Origin of the sequence: Proteus sp. fly-1089, from assembly GCF_040138965.1 — a bacterium.
Classification (GTDB): domain Bacteria; phylum Pseudomonadota; class Gammaproteobacteria; order Enterobacterales; family Enterobacteriaceae; genus Proteus; species Proteus vulgaris_B.
In genome coordinates, this window is sequence record NZ_JBEETS010000001.1 from 105,448 (window position 1) to 122,659 (window position 17,212).

Below are 17,212 nucleotides of genomic sequence, written 5' to 3' on the forward strand. Positions count from 1 at the left end.
CGCGTTACATCTCCAAAAAATTCTTGATAAGTTGAGCTCCAGATTTTCCAGAGCGCTCTGGGTGAAATTGCACACCATAAAAATTATCTTTTTGAATTGCGCTACTAAAACGAGAGCCATATTCAGTTTCGGCAATGGTTGATTCATTTAATGCTAAACCATAACTGTGAACAAAATAGAACCAAGCATCGTTATCAAGAGAACGAAAAAGAGGATGAGCAGGTTTCGCTAATACTTGATTCCAACCCATATGAGGTAACGGTAAACCTGCTGTATCTAACTTATCAATGGTGCCATCAACGAGCCCTAATAAAGGAACACCTTTTCCTTCTTCGCTTAGTGAAGCCAATATTTGCATACCTAAACAAATCCCTAAAACAGGCTGTGTTAACGCTTTAATTAAAGGAATTAATTCGCGTGCTTCCAGTTGTTCCATTGCTGCGCGAGCCGTTCCCACACCAGGTAAAAAGAGTTTATCCGCAGATAGTACAACGTTTTTTTCATAGGAAATAATGGGATCATAACCGAGTCGCTTAACGGCATAAGCGACAGAGGCTAAATTGGCACAACCTGTATCAAGAATAACCACTTTCATCACAGAACACCTTTTGAGCTTGGTAAAGTATTACCTTCAACACGAATGGCTTGGCGTAATGTACGACCAAAGACTTTAAATAAGCTTTCCGCTTTGTGGTGATCGTTTTTGCCTTTCGATTTTAGGTGTAATGTGCAACCCATGGTGTAAGAGAGTGAACGGAAAAAGTGTTCTATCATTTCCGTACTTAGATCACCGACACGTTGATATTTAAATTCTGCTTTGTATTCAAGGTGTGGGCGACCTGAAATATCTAATGCACAGCTTGCAAGGCATTCATCCATCGGTAATGTAAAACCAAAGCGAGCAATGCCGCGTTTATCACCCAATGCTTCACGCAGGGCTTCACCTAAAGCAAGGCCCGTGTCTTCAACAGTGTGGTGGTCGTCAATCACTAAGTCGCCTTGTACGTCGATATTCATACGAAAACCGCCATGAGTGGCAATTTGATCAAGCATATGATCAAAGAAACCAACACCAGTGCTGATTTGGCTGTCACCTTCACGATCAAGCCAGATATCAATAGCAATTTGCGTCTCTTTTGTTTTACGCTCAACGTGAGCGTAGCGATCTTTTTTGGTGAGTTGTTCTGTGATGACCGTCCAATTAAGCTCATTGGTATTATAAAGTAAGCCTTTAATACCCATATTTTCAGCTAACTGAATATCTGTTTGTCTATCACCAATAACGTAGCTGTTATCTTTATCGAGTGCACCATCAACTAAGTATTGTGTGACAAGCCCTGTTTCAGGTTTGCGACAAGGGCAGTTATCTTCAGGTTTATGAGGACAAATTAAAACATCATCAAAGGTTATTCCTTGTGATGAGAAAATTTGCATCATCAAATTATGTGGCGGATCAAAATCTGCCTGAGGAAAACTTTCTGTGCCTAATCCATCTTGATTAGTGATCATAATAAGCTTGTAACCGGCCTTTTGTAGCGCGGTCAGTGCGGGGATCACGTCATTTTCAAAGGCGAGTTTATCGAGTCTATCAACTTGATAATCTGTAGGTGGCTCGGTGATTAAAGTACCATCACGGTCAATAAAAAGAATTTTTTGGCTCATGGTAAGTTCCCTCAGTTGCGATTTTTATTGTTATCGTTTTATATTTTATACGTTTGCAGTTTGAATATTTTTTATGGCATTGATCACGCTATCACATTCTTCGGTTGTACCGATAGAAATACGCAAGCAACCATTAAGCCCATATTGACGTTGTTGATCGCGTAAAATGATCCCTTGCTCCCATAAAGTACGGAAAACCAGATTAGCATCAGTGAATTTCACTAAAATATAGTTGGTTTCGCTGTTATAAACCTGCTCAACATTCGGTAATTTTTTTAATGCATCAGATAAAACCGTTCTGTTACGTGATATTTCAGCAACACGATTTTTCATCACGTCAATACCCGCTTCAGTTAATGCTTGTGCTGCAATGTCGGCAACAGGTGTTGACAGTGGATATGGTGCGATCACTTTTAGCAATAATTCAATGATGGGTGGATTGGCAAGCGTAAATCCACAGCGCAATCCAGCTAATGCAAATGCTTTCGATAAGGTTCGCAAAATGACTAAATTCGGATAATCTTCAAGCCATGAAACAATGGATGCTTGTGGGTAGAATTCTATATAAGCTTCATCAACTGCAACTATAGTTTTACCTTTAGCAAGTTCTAATACATCACGAATAAGTGAAGGGTTAACAATGTTTCCAGTTGGGTTATTAGGGCTACAAAGATAGATCAGTTTTACATTATCAAGCTGTGATGCCATTGTTTTAACATCAGGGTTCCAATCAGCGAGCGTAGGAATAACACGTTGTTCTATACCAAATGTTTCTGCACTTACGCTATACATGCCGTAAGTAGGAGGGCAATAAAGCACAGCATCTTTACCCGGTTCGCAAAAAGCACGAATAAGCAGTTCAATGGCTTCATCTGCACCACGGCTGACTAAGACTTGATTTGGATTAACACCCGCATATACGGCATAACGATTAATGACATTAACAGGCTGACACTCAGGGTAACGGTTTAAATTTTTTTCATTAAAAGTAAATTCGGGTGCAACAGGGTATTCATTTGCATTTAACCAAACCGAACCATTTCCGCCTAAACGTCTTGCCGACTGATAAGGCGTTAACTCACGTACATTTTTTCGGGCAAGTGAGGTGATATCAAATTCATTTTTCATCGTTATTTTTCCCCTGAGCCAAAGCATTAACACGAAGTGTGACCGCATTTTTGTGAGCGGTTAATTGTTCAGCTTGCGCTAATATTTCAATAGTTTGTGCTAAATCAGATAAACCTTTTGCCGTGAGTTTTTGTACAGTCATGCGTTTCATAAAGTCAGCCAAACCTAAACTTGAGTAGGTTGAGGTGTAGCCATAAGTCGGTAGAACGTGATTAGTGCCTGAAGCATAATCTCCCGCTGATTCAGGAGACCAAGCACCAAGAAAAACAGAACCAGCACTGGTAATGCTATCAACACGTGTATCAGCATCATTAGTTTGAATAATCAAGTGCTCAGGACCATAGCTATTGCTGATTTCAATACATTGATTGAGATCGCGAGTAATAATGACTCGACTTTCAGCTAAAGCTTGTTTGGCAATTTCAGCTCGGCTTAATTGTGTAAGTTGTGTTTCAGTTTCAGCAATAACTGCTTTGGCTAATGTTTCATCTGGAGTTAATAACACAACTTGTGAATCAGGGCCGTGCTCTGCTTGTGACAGTAAGTCAGCAGCAATAAATGCAGGATTTGCATCGGCATCAGCAATCACCAAAACTTCTGAAGGGCCTGCTGGCATATCAATAGCTGCACCTTGTAGTGATTGGCTGACTTGGCGTTTGGCTTCGGTAACATAAGCATTACCGGGGCCAAAGATTTTATCTACTTTAGGAATAGATTCTGTACCAAACGCCATTGCCGCAATCGCCTGCGCACCACCGACTTGGAAAATTTCATCAATACCAATTTGTTGAGCAATATATAAAATTTCATCAGCAATAGGAGGAGGAGAGCAAAGGATAACTTTGCGACAACCTGCAATACGCGCTGGGATGCCTAACATCATTACGGTTGAAAGTAATGGAGCCGAGCCACCAGGAATATAAAGTCCTACTGCATCAATGGGTCTGCTTACTTGTTGACAAAATACGCCTGGCTGAGTTTCTACTTCAATAGTGTTAGGAATTTGAGCTTCATGAAAACGGCGAATATTATTCATCGCCTGTGCTATTGCTTGCTTTATTTCGTTATTAAGTCTTGTTGTGGCTTCATCAATTTGCGTTTTTGGCACCAAAACACTTTCCGGCGCTGCCTTATCGAATTTTTGGCTAAGTGCTTTAAGCGCTTTATCCCCATCATTGCGTACCTGTGAAATGATGCTAGCAACTTGTTCTGTAATTGAACTGGATGCTGAAATAGCAGGGCGAGTTAATAGCACTTGTTGCTGTTCTTGTGTGCATTCATTCCAGTAATTTAATGTATTAAAACCCGTTTTCATCATTTCACCTTATTCCATCATTTTTTCAATTGGTAAAACAAGAATTGAACTTGCACCTAATGCTTTTAACTTTTCCATTGTTTCCCAGAATAGGGTTTCACTGCTGACCATGTGCATTGCAACGCGATTCTGGTCACCTGCAAGAGGCAGAATGGTTGGTCTTTCAGCACCAGGAAGTAACGCAATGACATCTTCGAGGCAATCACTTGGTGCGTGTAACATAATGTATTTTGATTCTCGAGCTTGGATAACGCCTTGAATACGCGTCAGTAAACGGTCGATAAGGGCTTGTTTGTCAGTTTCCATATCCCCATCGCGTTGGATCAAACACGCTTTTGAACGATAAATAACTTCAACTTCTTTTAAACCGTTAGCTTCTAATGTTGCACCAGTAGAAACTAAGTCACAGATAGAGTCAGCAAGACCTGCACGAGGAGCGACTTCAACAGAACCATTTAATAGGCATGATTTAAATTTGATGCCTTTTTGGTCTAAATAACGTTTTAGTAGATTGGGGTAAGAGGTGGCAATGCGTGTATTATCTAGGCATTCAGCACCTTGATAGTTAAAATCGACAGGGGTTGCAAGAGATAAACGGCAACCACCAAAATCAAGACGTCGTAGTGTGAGATAACTTGGGTTTTCGCCTTGTGCTCGGCGTTTTAATAGCTCTTCTTCTAATACGTTTTCTCCAATAATTCCTAAATCAACCACGCCGTCCATCACCAGACCTGGAATATCGTCATCTCTTACACGTAAAATATCGATTGGCATATTTTCCGCATAAGCGATCAGACGTTGTTGGTTTAAGTTAATTTTGATGCCACAACGTGCTAAAAGGGCACGAGACTCATCACTTAAACGACCTGATTTTTGCATTGCTATTCTTAATCTTGTTTTGTCTAACATAATATTACCCTGTCCTTGTCTTAATTTTTTGTTTGAAAATTAGCTATAAAAAAACCCCGGAAGTTGCCTTCCGGGGTTTTTATTGTTTGTCTGCATTCAGACCACCGGAAGCGTTTCTTAAACGTCTTCCAGCACTCATCGCCTGAAAGACTAGTCAGGATGATGGTGATGATGGTGGTTTAGTTGAATGCTATACATAATTATTTTCCTAGCTAATTACACTATTTGTTATTTGATGTGCTCGTTACTATTAATTTGTATGTATGTAGTAACCAACATTCAGAATTTGTCTGCCTTTCAACCTACATGATTTGCAAAGTGAAAAGCAACCTATTTTTTAATAATAATTTAATTATTTTGTAACCTTTTGTTTTTAATGCTATTTTAATATTTCTCTTATTTACTTAATGCCGCAAGTGAGCGAGTATATAGGGGTATGCTAAAAATTAACGAAATATAAGTAGTATTTATATGTAATGGCGAAATGAAAATTTTATAGCATACTTTAACTAAGCCATTTAAGTAGGGGAGCAAAATGAAACGAATAACCATCGTTGGATTAGGTTGGTTAGGTTTACCACTTGCCGCTGCGTTGCGTGATGCAGGTTATCAAGTTAAAGGGACTAAAACCACCGAAGATGGCGTAGAAGCAGCAAGAATGAGTGGCGTTGATTGCTGTTTAGTGAATTTAACACCCGCAATTGAATGTGATAGAGATGATTTTGATTACTTAATGGAAACTGACGTACTGATCATCACGTTGCCGCCAAGTGCCGCTGGTGGCGGTTATGATTATGTTGAAGCTATTCAAACGTTAGTGGATAGTGCAATGTCTCGCCATGTTACAAGAGTGATTTACATTAGTTCTACTTCTGTATATGGCAATCAAACAGGTAATATCACAGAAGAAATGGATATTCGCCCAGAAACACAATCGGCAAAAATGTTAGCTGAAGTTGAAAACTGGTTACATCGTTTACCGTTAACCACGGTTGATATTCTTCGATTAGCTGGGTTAGTTGGCCCAGGTCGTCATGCCGGACGTTTTTTATCGGGTAAAAAACAAGTAAAAGGCGCGCATCAGTGTGTCAATTTAGTTCATTTAGATGATGTGATTTTTGCGGTTGAACAACTGCTTGCACAAAACGAAGGTGGTCATTTATATAATTTATGTGCCCCAATTCATCCTAAAAAGAAAGATTTTTACTCAAGAGTATCCTCTCAACTTGATCTTATTCCCCCAGAATTTGCAGATGAAGAGAAGCCGTTAATACGGGAAATTGACGGTCAGGAGATCTGTCGAGATCTTGGATTCCATTATCATTATCCAGATCCCGACAAAATGCCAATGAATTAACTTATAGGCAGTAATACAACATCACGGAAAATAGATCTTTCACTTAATTGTGCAAACCAGCGCTCAATATGTGGGAAGTGAGGTCTATCTTTACAAACCTCGAGCCATGGATAAACCAGTGGCGCGATAGCGATATCAGCAAGAGAGATTTCATCTCCAGCAAAATAAGTTGTTTTTGCCAGTTGGTTATCTGCAATTTTGATCAGTTTGTTAAGTTTTTCTTTTAATGCTTCAACAAGCTCGGGGTTCTGTTGCTCTTTAGGTGTGCGAACAATCATTATCATCATTTGTTGAATGGGTGAAAATAGGCTGCCATTTGACCAATCCATCCATTTCTCTACATTTGCTCGTTGTTTAGGATCAATTGGATAGAGTGCGTTATTCTCATATTTTGAGCATAAATAACGAATAATGGTATTAGACTCCCATAAAACAAAGTCATCATCTTGTAATGTTGGGATAGAAGCGTTGGGATTCATTGCTAAATAATTTGCTTCATTGAGTCCACCAAATGGACCACCAACATCAATTTGCTCATAAGGTACGTTTAACTCCTTTAAGCACCAAAGAACTTTTTTAACGTTAGATGAGTTTTTTCTACCCCAGACTTTTAACATAAAGGTCTCCTAAACCACGATAAGTAATAAAATTTCCCTCTATAGGGCGTTAAACATGAATATAAGATAAATCTCTATATATCAATGTTGGCGTCTTATTCCAGAAAGCCATATAGTAGGAAAGCTTTAACAAATTGATATAAAAGGGTGATCGGTAATGAAAAAAAATATTCCATCTGTTCTGGGTAAGGTTACCGCGGGAATGGGTTTACTGCTAATTATTTCTAGTCCTTCATTTGCGGTAAATAATCCTGTACCTCCTCAAATAGAGGCAAAATCTTATGTATTAATGGATTACAATAGCGGAAAAATTCTGGCATCGGAAAAACCTGATGAGCGTTTAGATCCCGCAAGTCTGACAAAAATCATGAGTAGTTATGTGGTTGGACAAGCCATCAAAGAAGGGCGGATGTCGCCAGACGATATGGTGATTGTAGGGCGCAATGCATGGGCAACAGGTAATCCGGTATTAAAAGGTTCATCATTGATGTTCTTGAAACCGGGTGATCAGGTCAAAGTCATTGATTTAAATAGAGGTATGGTCATTCAATCAGGTAATGATGCTAGTATCGCATTAGCTGAACATGTTGCGGGTAGTCAGGAAACCTTTGTGGATTTAATGAACTCCTATGCCAAAAATCTCGGTTTAACCAATACACATTTTAAAACAGTCCATGGATTAGATTCTGACGGGCAATATACAACAGCGCAAGATATGGCACTGTTAACAGCGGCTATGATCCGTGATGTACCATCAGAATACGAAATACATAAAGAAAAAGAATTTACATTCAACAATATTCGTCAGCCAAACCGCAATCGTTTATTGTGGAATAAGAATATGAATGTTGATGGCGTGAAAACCGGTCACACGAATGGTGCTGGATATAACCTTGTATCTTCAGCAACTGAAGGTGATATGCGCTTAATTGCGGTTGTTTTAGGAACTCCATCAGATAAAGTCCGTTTTGCTGAAAGTGAAAAATTATTAGGTTGGGGTTTCCGTTTTTTTGAAACGGTAACACCGGTTAAAGAAAATACACCACTAACAACGCAAAAAGTATGGTATGGCGATAAAGGTGAAGTGGCTTTAGGTGTAGCTAATGATGCTTCAATCACTATTCCTAAAGGTGAACTGAAAAATTTAAAAGCCTCGTTTACTTTAACCAATCCAGTATTAGAAGCACCATTAACGCAAAATCAGGTTGTGGGTACAGTTAACTTTTTATTAAACGATGAAGTCATTGAACAACGTCCTTTAGTGGTAAAAGAAGCGGTTGAAGAAGGTGGTTTCTTTAGTCGTATCTGGGATTTTGTGGTTAAAACAGTATCTGGCTGGTTTAACGCTATTTTTGGTTAATTTATCAATAATAGTTTTATCAACGCGTTACTGAGATTTCACCCATAAAGAAAGACTCATTGTTGTTTTTGTACAAAAATCCGTAATTGAAATACGATTACGGATTTTTTTGTATTTAATGAAATAAAGAGATTGCACACTTTAGCGTTTAAATAAGTCCATCAATCTTCCCTTGATTATCAACATTTACGGCAATGGCCGCTGGCGTTTTCGGTAATCCAGGCATGGTGGTAATAGAGCCTGTCAACACAACAACAAAACCTGCACCTGCTGAAACATACACTTCACGCACATTTATCGTAAAATCAGTAGGGCGACCTAATAACGCGGGATTATCTGAGAGTGAATATTGTGTTTTTGCCATACATACAGGGAAATGGCCGAACCCCATATTTTCTATTTTTTCCAACATATTGCGAGCATGTTGGCTATAGGTCACTCCATTTGCTCCATAAATCTCTTTTGCGACAGTATTAATTTTTTCACTAAGCGAGGCATTATTAGGATAAATTAATTGAAATTGGCTATGCTCATTTTCAAGTGTATCAATGACTTGATTTGCTAATTCAATACCGCCTGCGCCTCCTTTTTCCCACACTTTTGTAATTGCAAATCGACAATCTCTATCTAGACAAAATTGCTCTATAAACTGATGTTCTGCAACACTATCAGTAACATAGGCATTAAGTGAGATAATCACAGGTAAACCATATTTTTTTAGGTTTTCAATATGTTTTTCTAGATTTACAATTCCTTTTTCAAGCGCAACTAAATCTTCATTATTCCATTCGCCTTTACCTAAACCACCGTTGTATTTTAGTGCTTTTGTCGTCACAACAATCACTGCACAATCTGGGCGTAACCCACTCATTCGGCATTTTATATCAAAGAATTTTTCAGCACCTAAATCAGCGCCAAAACCAGCTTCCGTAATAGTGATATCAGCAAGTTGAAGGGCTAATTTTGTTGCTCTCACACTATTGCAACCATGAGCAATATTAGCGAATGGGCCACCATGAATAATTGCAGGCGTATTTTCGAGTGTTTGCACTAGATTAGGGTTAATAGCATCTTTTAACAAACTGGCCATTGCGCCAACGGCTTGTAAATCGTTGGCAGTGACAGGGTTGCCATTGTAAGAATAAGCAACAATGATCTGAGAAAGCCTTTGCTTTAAATCTTGAATATCCTCAGCTAAACATAGAATTGACATAATTTCAGAAGCAACAGTAATAACAAAGTTATCTTCTCTTGTAATACCGTCTTTTTCGCCACCCAATCCCACAACAATATTTCGTAAAGCGCGATCGTTCATATCCATACAACGTTTAAATACGATTTGCTTGGGATCGATATTTAAAGGATTACCCTGATAGATGGAGTTATCAAGCATGGCGGCCAGTAAATTGTTTGCTGACGTAATTGCATGAAAATCGCCAGTAAAATGAAGATTAAGATCTTCCATTGGTACAACTTGAGAATAACCCCCCCCTGCAGCCCCCCCTTTAATACCAAAACAAGGGCCTAATGAGGGTTCGCGTAACGCGATAATGGCACTTTTTCCAATATGGTTAAGGGCTTGCCCTAATCCAACGGTGACGGTTGTTTTACCTTCGCCTGCGGGGGTAGGATTAATTGCTGTGACTAAAACGAGTTTTCCTGTTTTTTTTGTAGCAACTTTAGACCAAATGCTGTGGCTAAATTTAGCTTTGTATTTGCCATAAAACTCGATATCATCTTGATCAATATTTAAATTTTTAGCGATATCTTGAATTGGTAAGAGGTGTGCTTCTTGGGAGATTTGAATATCTGATTTCATTTTAGTTCTCTTTTTTATCCCGTTTCTGATGTCTCTAGTGATCTTTACTCATCAACTGTAGCCAAGGATCTAAATAAGGCCAATAGATTGATTAAGTTGTAATTATTTTCTATTCGATAACGTGTTTATCGTCACACCCTTTAAATAATTTTTGTAACAGACTCCTATCTTTGACATTTTGCTACTTATATTGAGTAAGATTTTTTTTCAATATCGAGTTTTCTTCTACACGTATTTTAACTAAGGATGATAATTTAATCTCATCCAAAAAAGATATTCAAAGAGAAGAGCATCTTTCTTTATTTTAGATAATAATAAAAAAGGCGCTGATATCAGCGCCTTATCCATTATAAATATCTGTATTTCGGACTCTCAGGTTTAGTCACAAGAAATTTTAATGGCTAATCCACCTTGAGAGGTTTCACGATACTTAGCATTAATGTCTTTACCTGTTTCGTACATTGTTTCAATGACTTTATCTAAACAAATACGAGGGTCGCTGACACGACGCAAAGCCATACGAGATGAGTTTACGGCTTGTACGGCTGCGATAGCATTACGTTCAATACAAGGAACTTGTACTTGTCCTGCAACTGGGTCGCAGGTAAGCCCTAAGTTATGCTCCATTGCAATTTCTGCAGCAATACAAACTTGCTCTGGGCTACCGCCTAAAAGCTCAGTTAATGCACCCGCTGCCATTGAACAAGCAACACCCACTTCGCCTTGGCAACCTACTTCAGCGCCTGAGATAGATGCATTCATTTTGTAAAGAGAACCAATAACACCTGCGACTAAGAAAAAGCGAGTATAAGAATTTTCATTTACAGGACGAATGAATTTATCGTAGTAAGAAAGTACAGCAGGGATAATGCCACATGCTCCGTTTGTCGGTGCTGTTACAACACGTCCACCAGCCGCATTTTCTTCATTGACGGCAAGGGCAAACATATTGATCCAGTCAACAACAGTCATAGGGTCGGTTGTGGTTTTATCTTCTGTTACTAACATACGGCGTAATGCAGAAGCACGGCGCGGTACGCGTAATGGTCCAGGTAATAAGCCTTCGGTATTAACACCACGCTCAATACCGGACTTCATCACTTCCCATACGGCACCGAGATGAGCAGAAATTTCTTCTTTACTGCGCAATGCTAATTCGTTTTGCATCACTAATGCAGATAAAGAGAGGCCTGTTTCTTTACAATGGCGACGTAAATCAGCCGCATATTGATAAGGATAAGGGACTTGAACCGTATTTTCTTCAGGTTGACCAAAATGCTCTTCATCAACAATAAAACCACCGCCAATAGAATAATAGGTTTTTTTCAATAGAACCTGTTCACCATTATAAGCGGTGATGGACATGCCATTCTCATGGAGGGGTAAATTACTTTTATGGAAATTCATACCACCATCAACAGGGAAGTCTACTTCTTTAATGCCATTTGCTAGCATTAAGCGACCGGTTGCTTCCACTTGTTTAATGAACGGTGTAATAGAATCTATATCAACAGTATCGGGTAAGTTTCCTGCTAATCCCATAATAATTGCCGTATCAGTGGCGTGGCCTTTACCAGTTAAAGATAAAGAGCCATAAACATCAACGATAACGCGGGAAACGGAAGAGAGAAGGTTTTTTTCAGCAAGGATATCAACGAATTCTTTCCCAGCTTTCATTGGGCCTACGGTGTGTGAGCTTGAAGGACCGATACCAATTTTAAAAATATCAAAGACGCTAACCATAATATTCGCCTCCCTAATTAATTAAAGGCGCAACTGTGTGATTATTAGAGTGATAAGTGTCAGTTTTGAAGTCTAAATCTGTAATGGCTACTTCCTTTTACGAAAGTAGCCATTAGATGCCTTATTAGCCCATGAAAGAGTTAATTAAGCTATAGAAAACTGCTGAGATTGCGATAAGACCCATGATTACAACGAATACGTTGCTGATATGGCCTTCGTATTTCTTCATCGCTGGTACTTTACGGATTGCATACATAGGCATCAGGAACAGTAACATTGCGATAATTGGGCCACCTAATGTTTCAATCATACCTAAAATGCTTGGGTTTAATGTTGCAACGATCCACGTTGTAACCAGCATAAACAGTGCAGTGATTTTGTTTAAACGATCTTTTTCGATTGTTTTACCTTTTTCACGCAGTGATTTGATGATTAAACCGTTGAAACCTTCACGAGCACCTAAGTAGTGACCTAAGAAAGATTTAGTGATCGCAACGAAAGCAATAAATGGAGCAATATAAGCAATAACGGGTGCTTCAAAATGGTTAGCTAGGTAAGACAGGATACTGATGTTCTGTGCTTTTGCTTCTGCTAAGTTTTCTGGTGTTAAGCTAAATACACAGCTAAACACGAAGAACATAACAGTGATAACCATCATAATGTGAGCATAAGCTAAAATGCGTGAACATTTTTTCTCAGCGTTTTCACCGTATTCTTCTCGTTTTGCAACAGCAAATGCAGAGATAATAGGCGAGTGGTTGAAAGAGAACACCATAACTGGGATAGCCAACCATAGTGTGACTAACAGACCTTGACCCATACCTGATGTTGTTGCGTGATCAAAAGAGAGCGTCTCAAGGATAGCACTATTCCACTCAGGAATAAGATACAGCGCTAAAACCATCAATACTGCAACAAATGGGAACACTAACACGCTCATTGCTTTAACGATAGCTTGTTCACCAAAACGAATAATCGACATGATACCAAGGATCAGTACCAGTGATAAAATTGCACGAGGTGGTGCAGACATGTGCATTTGGTTCACAATAAAGCTTTCTACTGTATTGGTGATAGCAACACTATAAACCAATAAAATAGGATAAATAGCAAAGAAATAGAGCAGAGTAATCAGTTTACCTGCTGTTTTACCAAAGTGTTCTTCAACAACTTCAGTGATATCTTCACCTGGGTTTTTACCTGATAACACAAAGCGAGCCATACCGCGGTGTGCAAAGAAGGTCATTGGGAATGCAAGAACTAACATAATCAACAGAGGAATTAATCCACCAATCCCTGCGTTGATAGGTAAAAATAGAACACCAGCACCGATAGCCGTACCGTATAAACCTAACATCCATACTGTATCTGACTTACGCCATGCTTTGTAATCACCTTGGGTGTTACCCGATGCGATAGAACCAGCTTTGGTTGTATCCATAATACTCTCCGAAATAACGCGGTAAAAAAATAATGAATAAAATAAGTGTGCGATTTTATTTCTTATCAGAAACAATCACGACATAAATTTAATTATGAATAAATGAGTGCATTGAGTACCTGGTGTTATCTCAATATCTTCAATTACCACATACTAAAATCTTTAAATTTCAAAAGAATTAGACTCTTTTAAAATTTGAAAAAATATTCGATAAGTTTATATCCAGACTTAAGAGGTGCAGAATATAGTGTTTTTCAGGATAAACTACCGTGATCACCATCTCAAATGCTAAATATAACTGAAAAACCTAAAAATGTAACATTTTTTATATTTTGTGTTTTCAGAGGGGGTTTTTAAAACATTTTGAAATACTTTTCCATTTTTAATTGGTATTGAAAATAAATCCAAACACCTAAATGTTCATATGTTAATGATTGAATTCAGGCTTTTTTATTTCGTATGAAATAAATGATTTAAATCAATTGAGTTATTTTTGTTCACAATTAAAACATTATATTAACCTTGTATATTATTGATATATAAGAGTTAATTATTTTATTTTATTTGTGTATAAAACTAGACAAAAGAATATAAAAATAAGGGAATACGATTATTTATTAATGATTTTACTTTATTCTATGAAATAAATATAACAATAACTCAATCATAAGTAGAATATTGTTTATTATTACGGCAATAAATTTGTTAATAAATGAGTTTGATACATTACTATATAGCGAATATAAAAACTTCATTTTGATTAAAATAACAACATATTTATTTTTGGACAAATAATATAATAATAGAGGATATTTTTATTTATATATTAATATATCGAAGTGGAAGTTTACTTAAGTTAAATATTAAAAAGACCACAATAAATGTGGTCTTTTTAATGTAAGAAAGATTAGGCTTTTGTCCAACCTTTACGAATAGGATAAGCAAAACAGAGCTGATAAAGCTGTTGTACCCATTTTTGGAGTATATCGCCGCCTTTAGACCAAAAGATCTGGCTTAAACCACAAGACAGTAGTGCAACGATAAATGCGCCTACCATATCGATTGGCCAATGCACACCAAGGTAAATACGAGCCCAAGCAATCGCTAGTCCTAAACCCAGCATAATATAACCAATACGTTTACTGTTATGCCAAAACAGATAAGCTAAGGCAATGGTAAAAACAAACGTACCGTGGTTGCTAGGGAATGAAGGTGTTGCATCATGGTCAAGGAAGTTATGGCCAATATTAGCGGCAAACGGGCGTTCATGAGGGGCGATTGCACCAATCAGCCAAGAAATAGAGAGCGCAATACCCAAAGATACAGCTGCTTTACATGCTAATGTTCTTTGCTGGCTAAGATATTTTTCATTACCCCATAGCCAATAGAACACTAAAGAGAGCGGAAAAAGATAGACAAGGTACTTAGCAATAATAACCGCCATGCCAATTTCGAAAGGTGATGCTGCAGGCGTTGCATTCATCATTGAAAATACGGCTAAATTAAGTTGTTCCAGCAAAGTAAGCTCCATACATGTCGTGCTGATAAGCGATGTTTATGATACATAATACGCAAGTTTTCAAGGGTAAATGAGGGAGTAATAGGGGTAAAGTGTTTTTTTCTTATTTAATTGTGCTTTTTTTAAAAGATTTGTCAGTTTTAGCTCAAATTGACCAAAAACACGCTTAAAAAGAGTATTACGATTACCGTATTGCCCTCACATTGCTCTTTTTCTTATCTTCAATGAGGAATAAATAAATGTGGCTCCAAAAAAATATTGTACTTAATGCCAAGCCAAGAGGGTTTCATTTAATTACACAAACATTGATCCAAGAATTACCCGAACTAAGACAATACAAAATCGGAATTGCTCACTTTTTTATTCAACATACTTCAGCTTCATTGACGATAAATGAAAATGCCGATCCGACAGTACGAAGTGACTTTGAAAGCTTCTTTAATCAAAGTGTAAAAGAGAATGAAGATTACTATCTTCACACTTATGAAGGTAGTGATGATATGCCAGCCCATATAAAAAGTAGCTTACTTGGGCAAAGCGTCACTATTCCTATTAGCCAAGGTGAACTTAATTTAGGAATTTGGCAGGGGATTTATCTCGGGGAGCACCGTGATCGTGGTGGGCGTCGTCGTATTATAGTGACATTGCAAGGTGAGTGTTATTAGATTGCAGGCAATAAAAAACCCGACAGTTATTTCACCAAAGGGGTTGAAACTATCGGGCTCCTCAATATTTGGGGACATCAAAGAAAAGCAGTGGCACTAATTCAGACTCCGGGTTAGACAGAAAGTTCTCTGACTAATGAAAAAAAATAGAATTATTTTTTGGAAAGAGGGGAATATAAAGAGATAATGAATGAAATAAAAAGGGAAAAGCGCTAAAACGTATTGAATATTAAGCTGTTTTAGCGCTTTTTTAATTAGTTGTAGATGCCTAAATTTTCTTTAGCATATGCTTCAAAATCTGTGCAACCACCAATGTGTTTCTCATCAATGAAAATTTGTGGCACAGTTTCGACTTCTTTACCGACGGTTTTAGATAAATCAGCTTTTGTAATTCCTTCAGCTTGGATATCTACATAGCGGAAATCAAAATCGTCACGTTTTTCAGCCAGAGTTTCAGCCAGTTGTTTAGCACGTACACAATATGGGCAACCCGGACGACCAAAAATAACAACAAACATACGACACTCCTTATTGAGGAAATAAAATTCAGGCATAATAGTCTTTATTGTTTGATACTATGCCCTTTTATTAGACTAAACAAAAACAGTTATTGCCTTTTAGTGTGATAAATTATACCAATTTGCCGAATAATGAGATAGGACTGCGATACAGCATTTAGCGGAGAAAATATGGAAAAGCCTTCTAAACGGGATATGAAATCACTGTCTGATATGCCAAAACCCATCATAATCATAGAGATCGTAGGGATTATTTTATTAGTAGTTGCTTACTTATATATCAATCAATATATCACCTCTCCGCAGTGGTTAGGCACCTACACAGGGCAATTAACTCTGATTGTTCTAGGGGTTATCTGTATGATCCCACCTTCTATTCATATTGTATGGCGGGCGATTTATCGTTTAACATTTTTAGGTATTGATAACAATCCCCCTAATAATAAAAAGAAAAAAGAGAATAACAAAAAATAGCGTACTGTTTTTTCTCAACAAAGCATGAAAAACTAAGAAAACCCAATTTGTAAATTGGCTTAATTTTCTTAGTTTTTCTATTTATTAGTGCCTTCAAGATAGAAAAAGTGGCAAAATAGCCTCAATGCCAAAAGGCACTCTTTTCTTTAGCGCGTAAAGGTTATTTGAATGAACGCTGTTGTTACCCCCGATCTGGATCAGCTAAAATCTTGGCTTGATGAACTACAGATTGCTTATTATGAATGTGACTCTTGTCAGGCGTTACATTTACCACATCTTCAATATATCAGCGGCATATTTGACGCTAAAATTGATATTCTTGAAGATGTGCTTGTATTTACCGCTATCGCTGAATTAAAACCCTCAGCAATAGTGCCTTTAATGGCCAATCTTAGCCAAATTAATGCAAGTTCTTTGTTTATTAAAACATTTTTAGAAATTAGTGATGAAAACTTACCTAAATTAGTATTCTGTCAATCATTCCCTGTTGCTGCGGGGATCTCACTGAATCAGTTTGATCTGTTCTTACAAAAAGCAGAAGAACAATCGGCTGAAGTTGTCAGTGAAATTTTTAATAATGGTTTCTTGTATGGTGAAAAACAAGAAAGCGAAAATGAAGAAGATGAAGAAGAAGTTGAAATAAGTAGTTCATCAACGGACTCTTCCTATACTGTACATTAATATT

Annotated in this window: 16 protein-coding genes and 1 other annotated feature; of the genes, 5 read left to right on the plus strand and 11 right to left on the minus strand. The window is 37.7% G+C overall.

Annotated elements, in window-relative coordinates; all coding sequences use genetic code 11:
* Window positions 1-4: 4 nt before the first annotated feature.
* From hisH to hisG, 5 genes are read right to left on the minus strand one after another with little or no spacing between them, the layout of a single operon-like run.
* A complete protein-coding gene (hisH, locus tag ABN080_RS00515; RefSeq protein WP_349440097.1) occupies window positions 5-595 on the minus strand; it encodes an imidazole glycerol phosphate synthase subunit HisH in 591 nt (196 codons plus the stop codon).
* Complete coding sequence (gene hisB / locus ABN080_RS00520; protein ID WP_349440098.1) at window positions 595-1,662, minus strand: bifunctional histidinol-phosphatase/imidazoleglycerol-phosphate dehydratase HisB; 1,068 nt, start codon at window positions 1,660-1,662, stop codon at window positions 595-597. Before hisB ends, hisH begins: the two co-directional genes overlap by 1 nt.
* Before the next feature lie 45 nt (window positions 1,663-1,707).
* The gene (gene hisC, locus ABN080_RS00525) at window positions 1,708-2,790 is read right to left on the minus strand and encodes a histidinol-phosphate transaminase (RefSeq protein WP_349440099.1); all 1,083 of its coding nucleotides are present in this window, start codon (window positions 2,788-2,790) and stop codon (window positions 1,708-1,710) included.
* A complete protein-coding gene (gene hisD / locus ABN080_RS00530; protein WP_349440100.1) occupies window positions 2,780-4,108 on the minus strand; it encodes a histidinol dehydrogenase in 1,329 nt (442 codons plus the stop codon). The genes hisC and hisD overlap by 11 nt, the downstream gene beginning before the upstream one ends.
* A gap of 6 nt (window positions 4,109-4,114) precedes the next feature.
* On the minus strand, window positions 4,115-5,014 hold the full coding sequence (gene hisG / locus ABN080_RS00535; RefSeq protein ID WP_349440101.1) for an ATP phosphoribosyltransferase: 900 nt from the start codon (window positions 5,012-5,014) through the stop codon (window positions 4,115-4,117).
* Between the two features lie 44 nt (window positions 5,015-5,058).
* Window positions 5,059-5,189, minus strand: a sequence feature (His leader region).
* Window positions 5,190-5,549: 360 nt separating this feature from the next.
* Between hisG and ABN080_RS00540 the strand changes: the two genes are divergently transcribed.
* Window positions 5,550-6,371: an SDR family oxidoreductase gene (locus tag ABN080_RS00540; protein ID WP_072069707.1), complete on the plus strand. Its 822-nt coding sequence runs from the start codon at window positions 5,550-5,552 to the stop codon at window positions 6,369-6,371.
* Here the strand turns inward: ABN080_RS00540 and ABN080_RS00545 are convergent.
* Window positions 6,368-6,988, minus strand: a complete 621-nt coding sequence (locus ABN080_RS00545) for a glutathione S-transferase family protein (RefSeq protein ID WP_196553361.1) — start codon at window positions 6,986-6,988, stop codon at window positions 6,368-6,370. The genes ABN080_RS00540 and ABN080_RS00545 overlap by 4 nt on opposite strands.
* Before the next feature lie 157 nt (window positions 6,989-7,145).
* Here ABN080_RS00545 and ABN080_RS00550 point away from each other — a divergent pair, with 157 nt between their 5' ends.
* A complete protein-coding gene (locus tag ABN080_RS00550) occupies window positions 7,146-8,348 on the plus strand; it encodes a serine hydrolase (protein ID WP_072069705.1) in 1,203 nt (400 codons plus the stop codon).
* A gap of 148 nt (window positions 8,349-8,496) precedes the next feature.
* Here the strand turns inward: ABN080_RS00550 and ABN080_RS00555 are convergent, their stop codons facing one another.
* The 4 genes from ABN080_RS00555 to ybjG form a co-directional block, all read right to left on the minus strand.
* Window positions 8,497-10,167, minus strand: coding sequence for a formate--tetrahydrofolate ligase (locus ABN080_RS00555; protein WP_349440102.1), 1,671 nt, complete (start codon window positions 10,165-10,167; stop codon window positions 8,497-8,499).
* A 378-nt stretch (window positions 10,168-10,545) separates the two neighbouring features.
* A complete protein-coding gene (locus tag ABN080_RS00560) occupies window positions 10,546-11,910 on the minus strand; it encodes an L-serine ammonia-lyase (protein WP_196553359.1) in 1,365 nt (454 codons plus the stop codon).
* Window positions 11,911-12,034: 124 nt separating this feature from the next.
* The gene (locus tag ABN080_RS00565) at window positions 12,035-13,351 is read right to left on the minus strand and encodes an HAAAP family serine/threonine permease (RefSeq protein ID WP_349440103.1); all 1,317 of its coding nucleotides are present in this window, start codon (window positions 13,349-13,351) and stop codon (window positions 12,035-12,037) included.
* A gap of 907 nt (window positions 13,352-14,258) precedes the next feature.
* Window positions 14,259-14,870: an undecaprenyl-diphosphate phosphatase gene (ybjG, locus tag ABN080_RS00570; RefSeq protein WP_349440104.1), complete on the minus strand. Its 612-nt coding sequence runs from the start codon at window positions 14,868-14,870 to the stop codon at window positions 14,259-14,261.
* 239 nt (window positions 14,871-15,109) lie between these two features.
* Here ybjG and ABN080_RS00575 point away from each other — a divergent pair, with 239 nt between their 5' ends.
* Entirely contained in the window at window positions 15,110-15,535 is a 426-nt protein-coding gene (locus tag ABN080_RS00575) for a secondary thiamine-phosphate synthase enzyme YjbQ (protein WP_196553358.1), read from the plus strand.
* Window positions 15,536-15,789: 254 nt separating this feature from the next.
* Here ABN080_RS00575 and ABN080_RS00580 read toward each other — a convergent pair whose 3' ends face one another.
* Window positions 15,790-16,053: a GrxA family glutaredoxin gene (locus ABN080_RS00580; protein ID WP_036938187.1), complete on the minus strand. Its 264-nt coding sequence runs from the start codon at window positions 16,051-16,053 to the stop codon at window positions 15,790-15,792.
* Between the two features lie 171 nt (window positions 16,054-16,224).
* Here ABN080_RS00580 and ABN080_RS00585 point away from each other — a divergent pair, with 171 nt between their 5' ends.
* Window positions 16,225-16,527 carry a YbjC family protein gene (locus ABN080_RS00585; RefSeq protein WP_349440105.1) on the plus strand — a complete coding sequence of 101 codons (303 nt, stop codon included), beginning with the start codon at window positions 16,225-16,227 and terminating at the stop codon, window positions 16,525-16,527.
* Between the two features lie 168 nt (window positions 16,528-16,695).
* Entirely contained in the window at window positions 16,696-17,208 is a 513-nt protein-coding gene (locus ABN080_RS00590) for a type III secretion system chaperone family protein (RefSeq protein ID WP_072069699.1), read from the plus strand.
* Window positions 17,209-17,212 lie beyond the last annotated feature (4 nt).

Coding starts and splice junctions, on each gene's coding strand:
- hisH (WP_349440097.1), bottom strand. CDS start 595: ATGAAAGTGGTTATTCTTGATACAGGTTGTGCCAATTTAGCCTCTGTC.
- hisB (WP_349440098.1), bottom strand. CDS start 1,662: ATGAGCCAAAAAATTCTTTTTATTGACCGTGATGGTACTTTAATCACC.
- hisC (WP_349440099.1), bottom strand. CDS start 2,790: ATGAAAAATGAATTTGATATCACCTCACTTGCCCGAAAAAATGTACGT.
- hisD (WP_349440100.1), bottom strand. CDS start 4,108: ATGATGAAAACGGGTTTTAATACATTAAATTACTGGAATGAATGCACA.
- hisG (WP_349440101.1), bottom strand. CDS start 5,014: ATGTTAGACAAAACAAGATTAAGAATAGCAATGCAAAAATCAGGTCGT.
- ABN080_RS00540 (WP_072069707.1), top strand. CDS start 5,550: ATGAAACGAATAACCATCGTTGGATTAGGTTGGTTAGGTTTACCACTT.
- ABN080_RS00545 (WP_196553361.1), bottom strand. CDS start 6,988: ATGTTAAAAGTCTGGGGTAGAAAAAACTCATCTAACGTTAAAAAAGTT.
- ABN080_RS00550 (WP_072069705.1), top strand. CDS start 7,146: ATGAAAAAAAATATTCCATCTGTTCTGGGTAAGGTTACCGCGGGAATG.
- ABN080_RS00555 (WP_349440102.1), bottom strand. CDS start 10,167: ATGAAATCAGATATTCAAATCTCCCAAGAAGCACACCTCTTACCAATT.
- ABN080_RS00560 (WP_196553359.1), bottom strand. CDS start 11,910: ATGGTTAGCGTCTTTGATATTTTTAAAATTGGTATCGGTCCTTCAAGC.
- ABN080_RS00565 (WP_349440103.1), bottom strand. CDS start 13,351: ATGGATACAACCAAAGCTGGTTCTATCGCATCGGGTAACACCCAAGGT.
- ABN080_RS00575 (WP_196553358.1), top strand. CDS start 15,110: ATGTGGCTCCAAAAAAATATTGTACTTAATGCCAAGCCAAGAGGGTTT.
- ABN080_RS00580 (WP_036938187.1), bottom strand. CDS start 16,053: ATGTTTGTTGTTATTTTTGGTCGTCCGGGTTGCCCATATTGTGTACGT.
- ABN080_RS00585 (WP_349440105.1), top strand. CDS start 16,225: ATGGAAAAGCCTTCTAAACGGGATATGAAATCACTGTCTGATATGCCA.
- ABN080_RS00590 (WP_072069699.1), top strand. CDS start 16,696: ATGAACGCTGTTGTTACCCCCGATCTGGATCAGCTAAAATCTTGGCTT.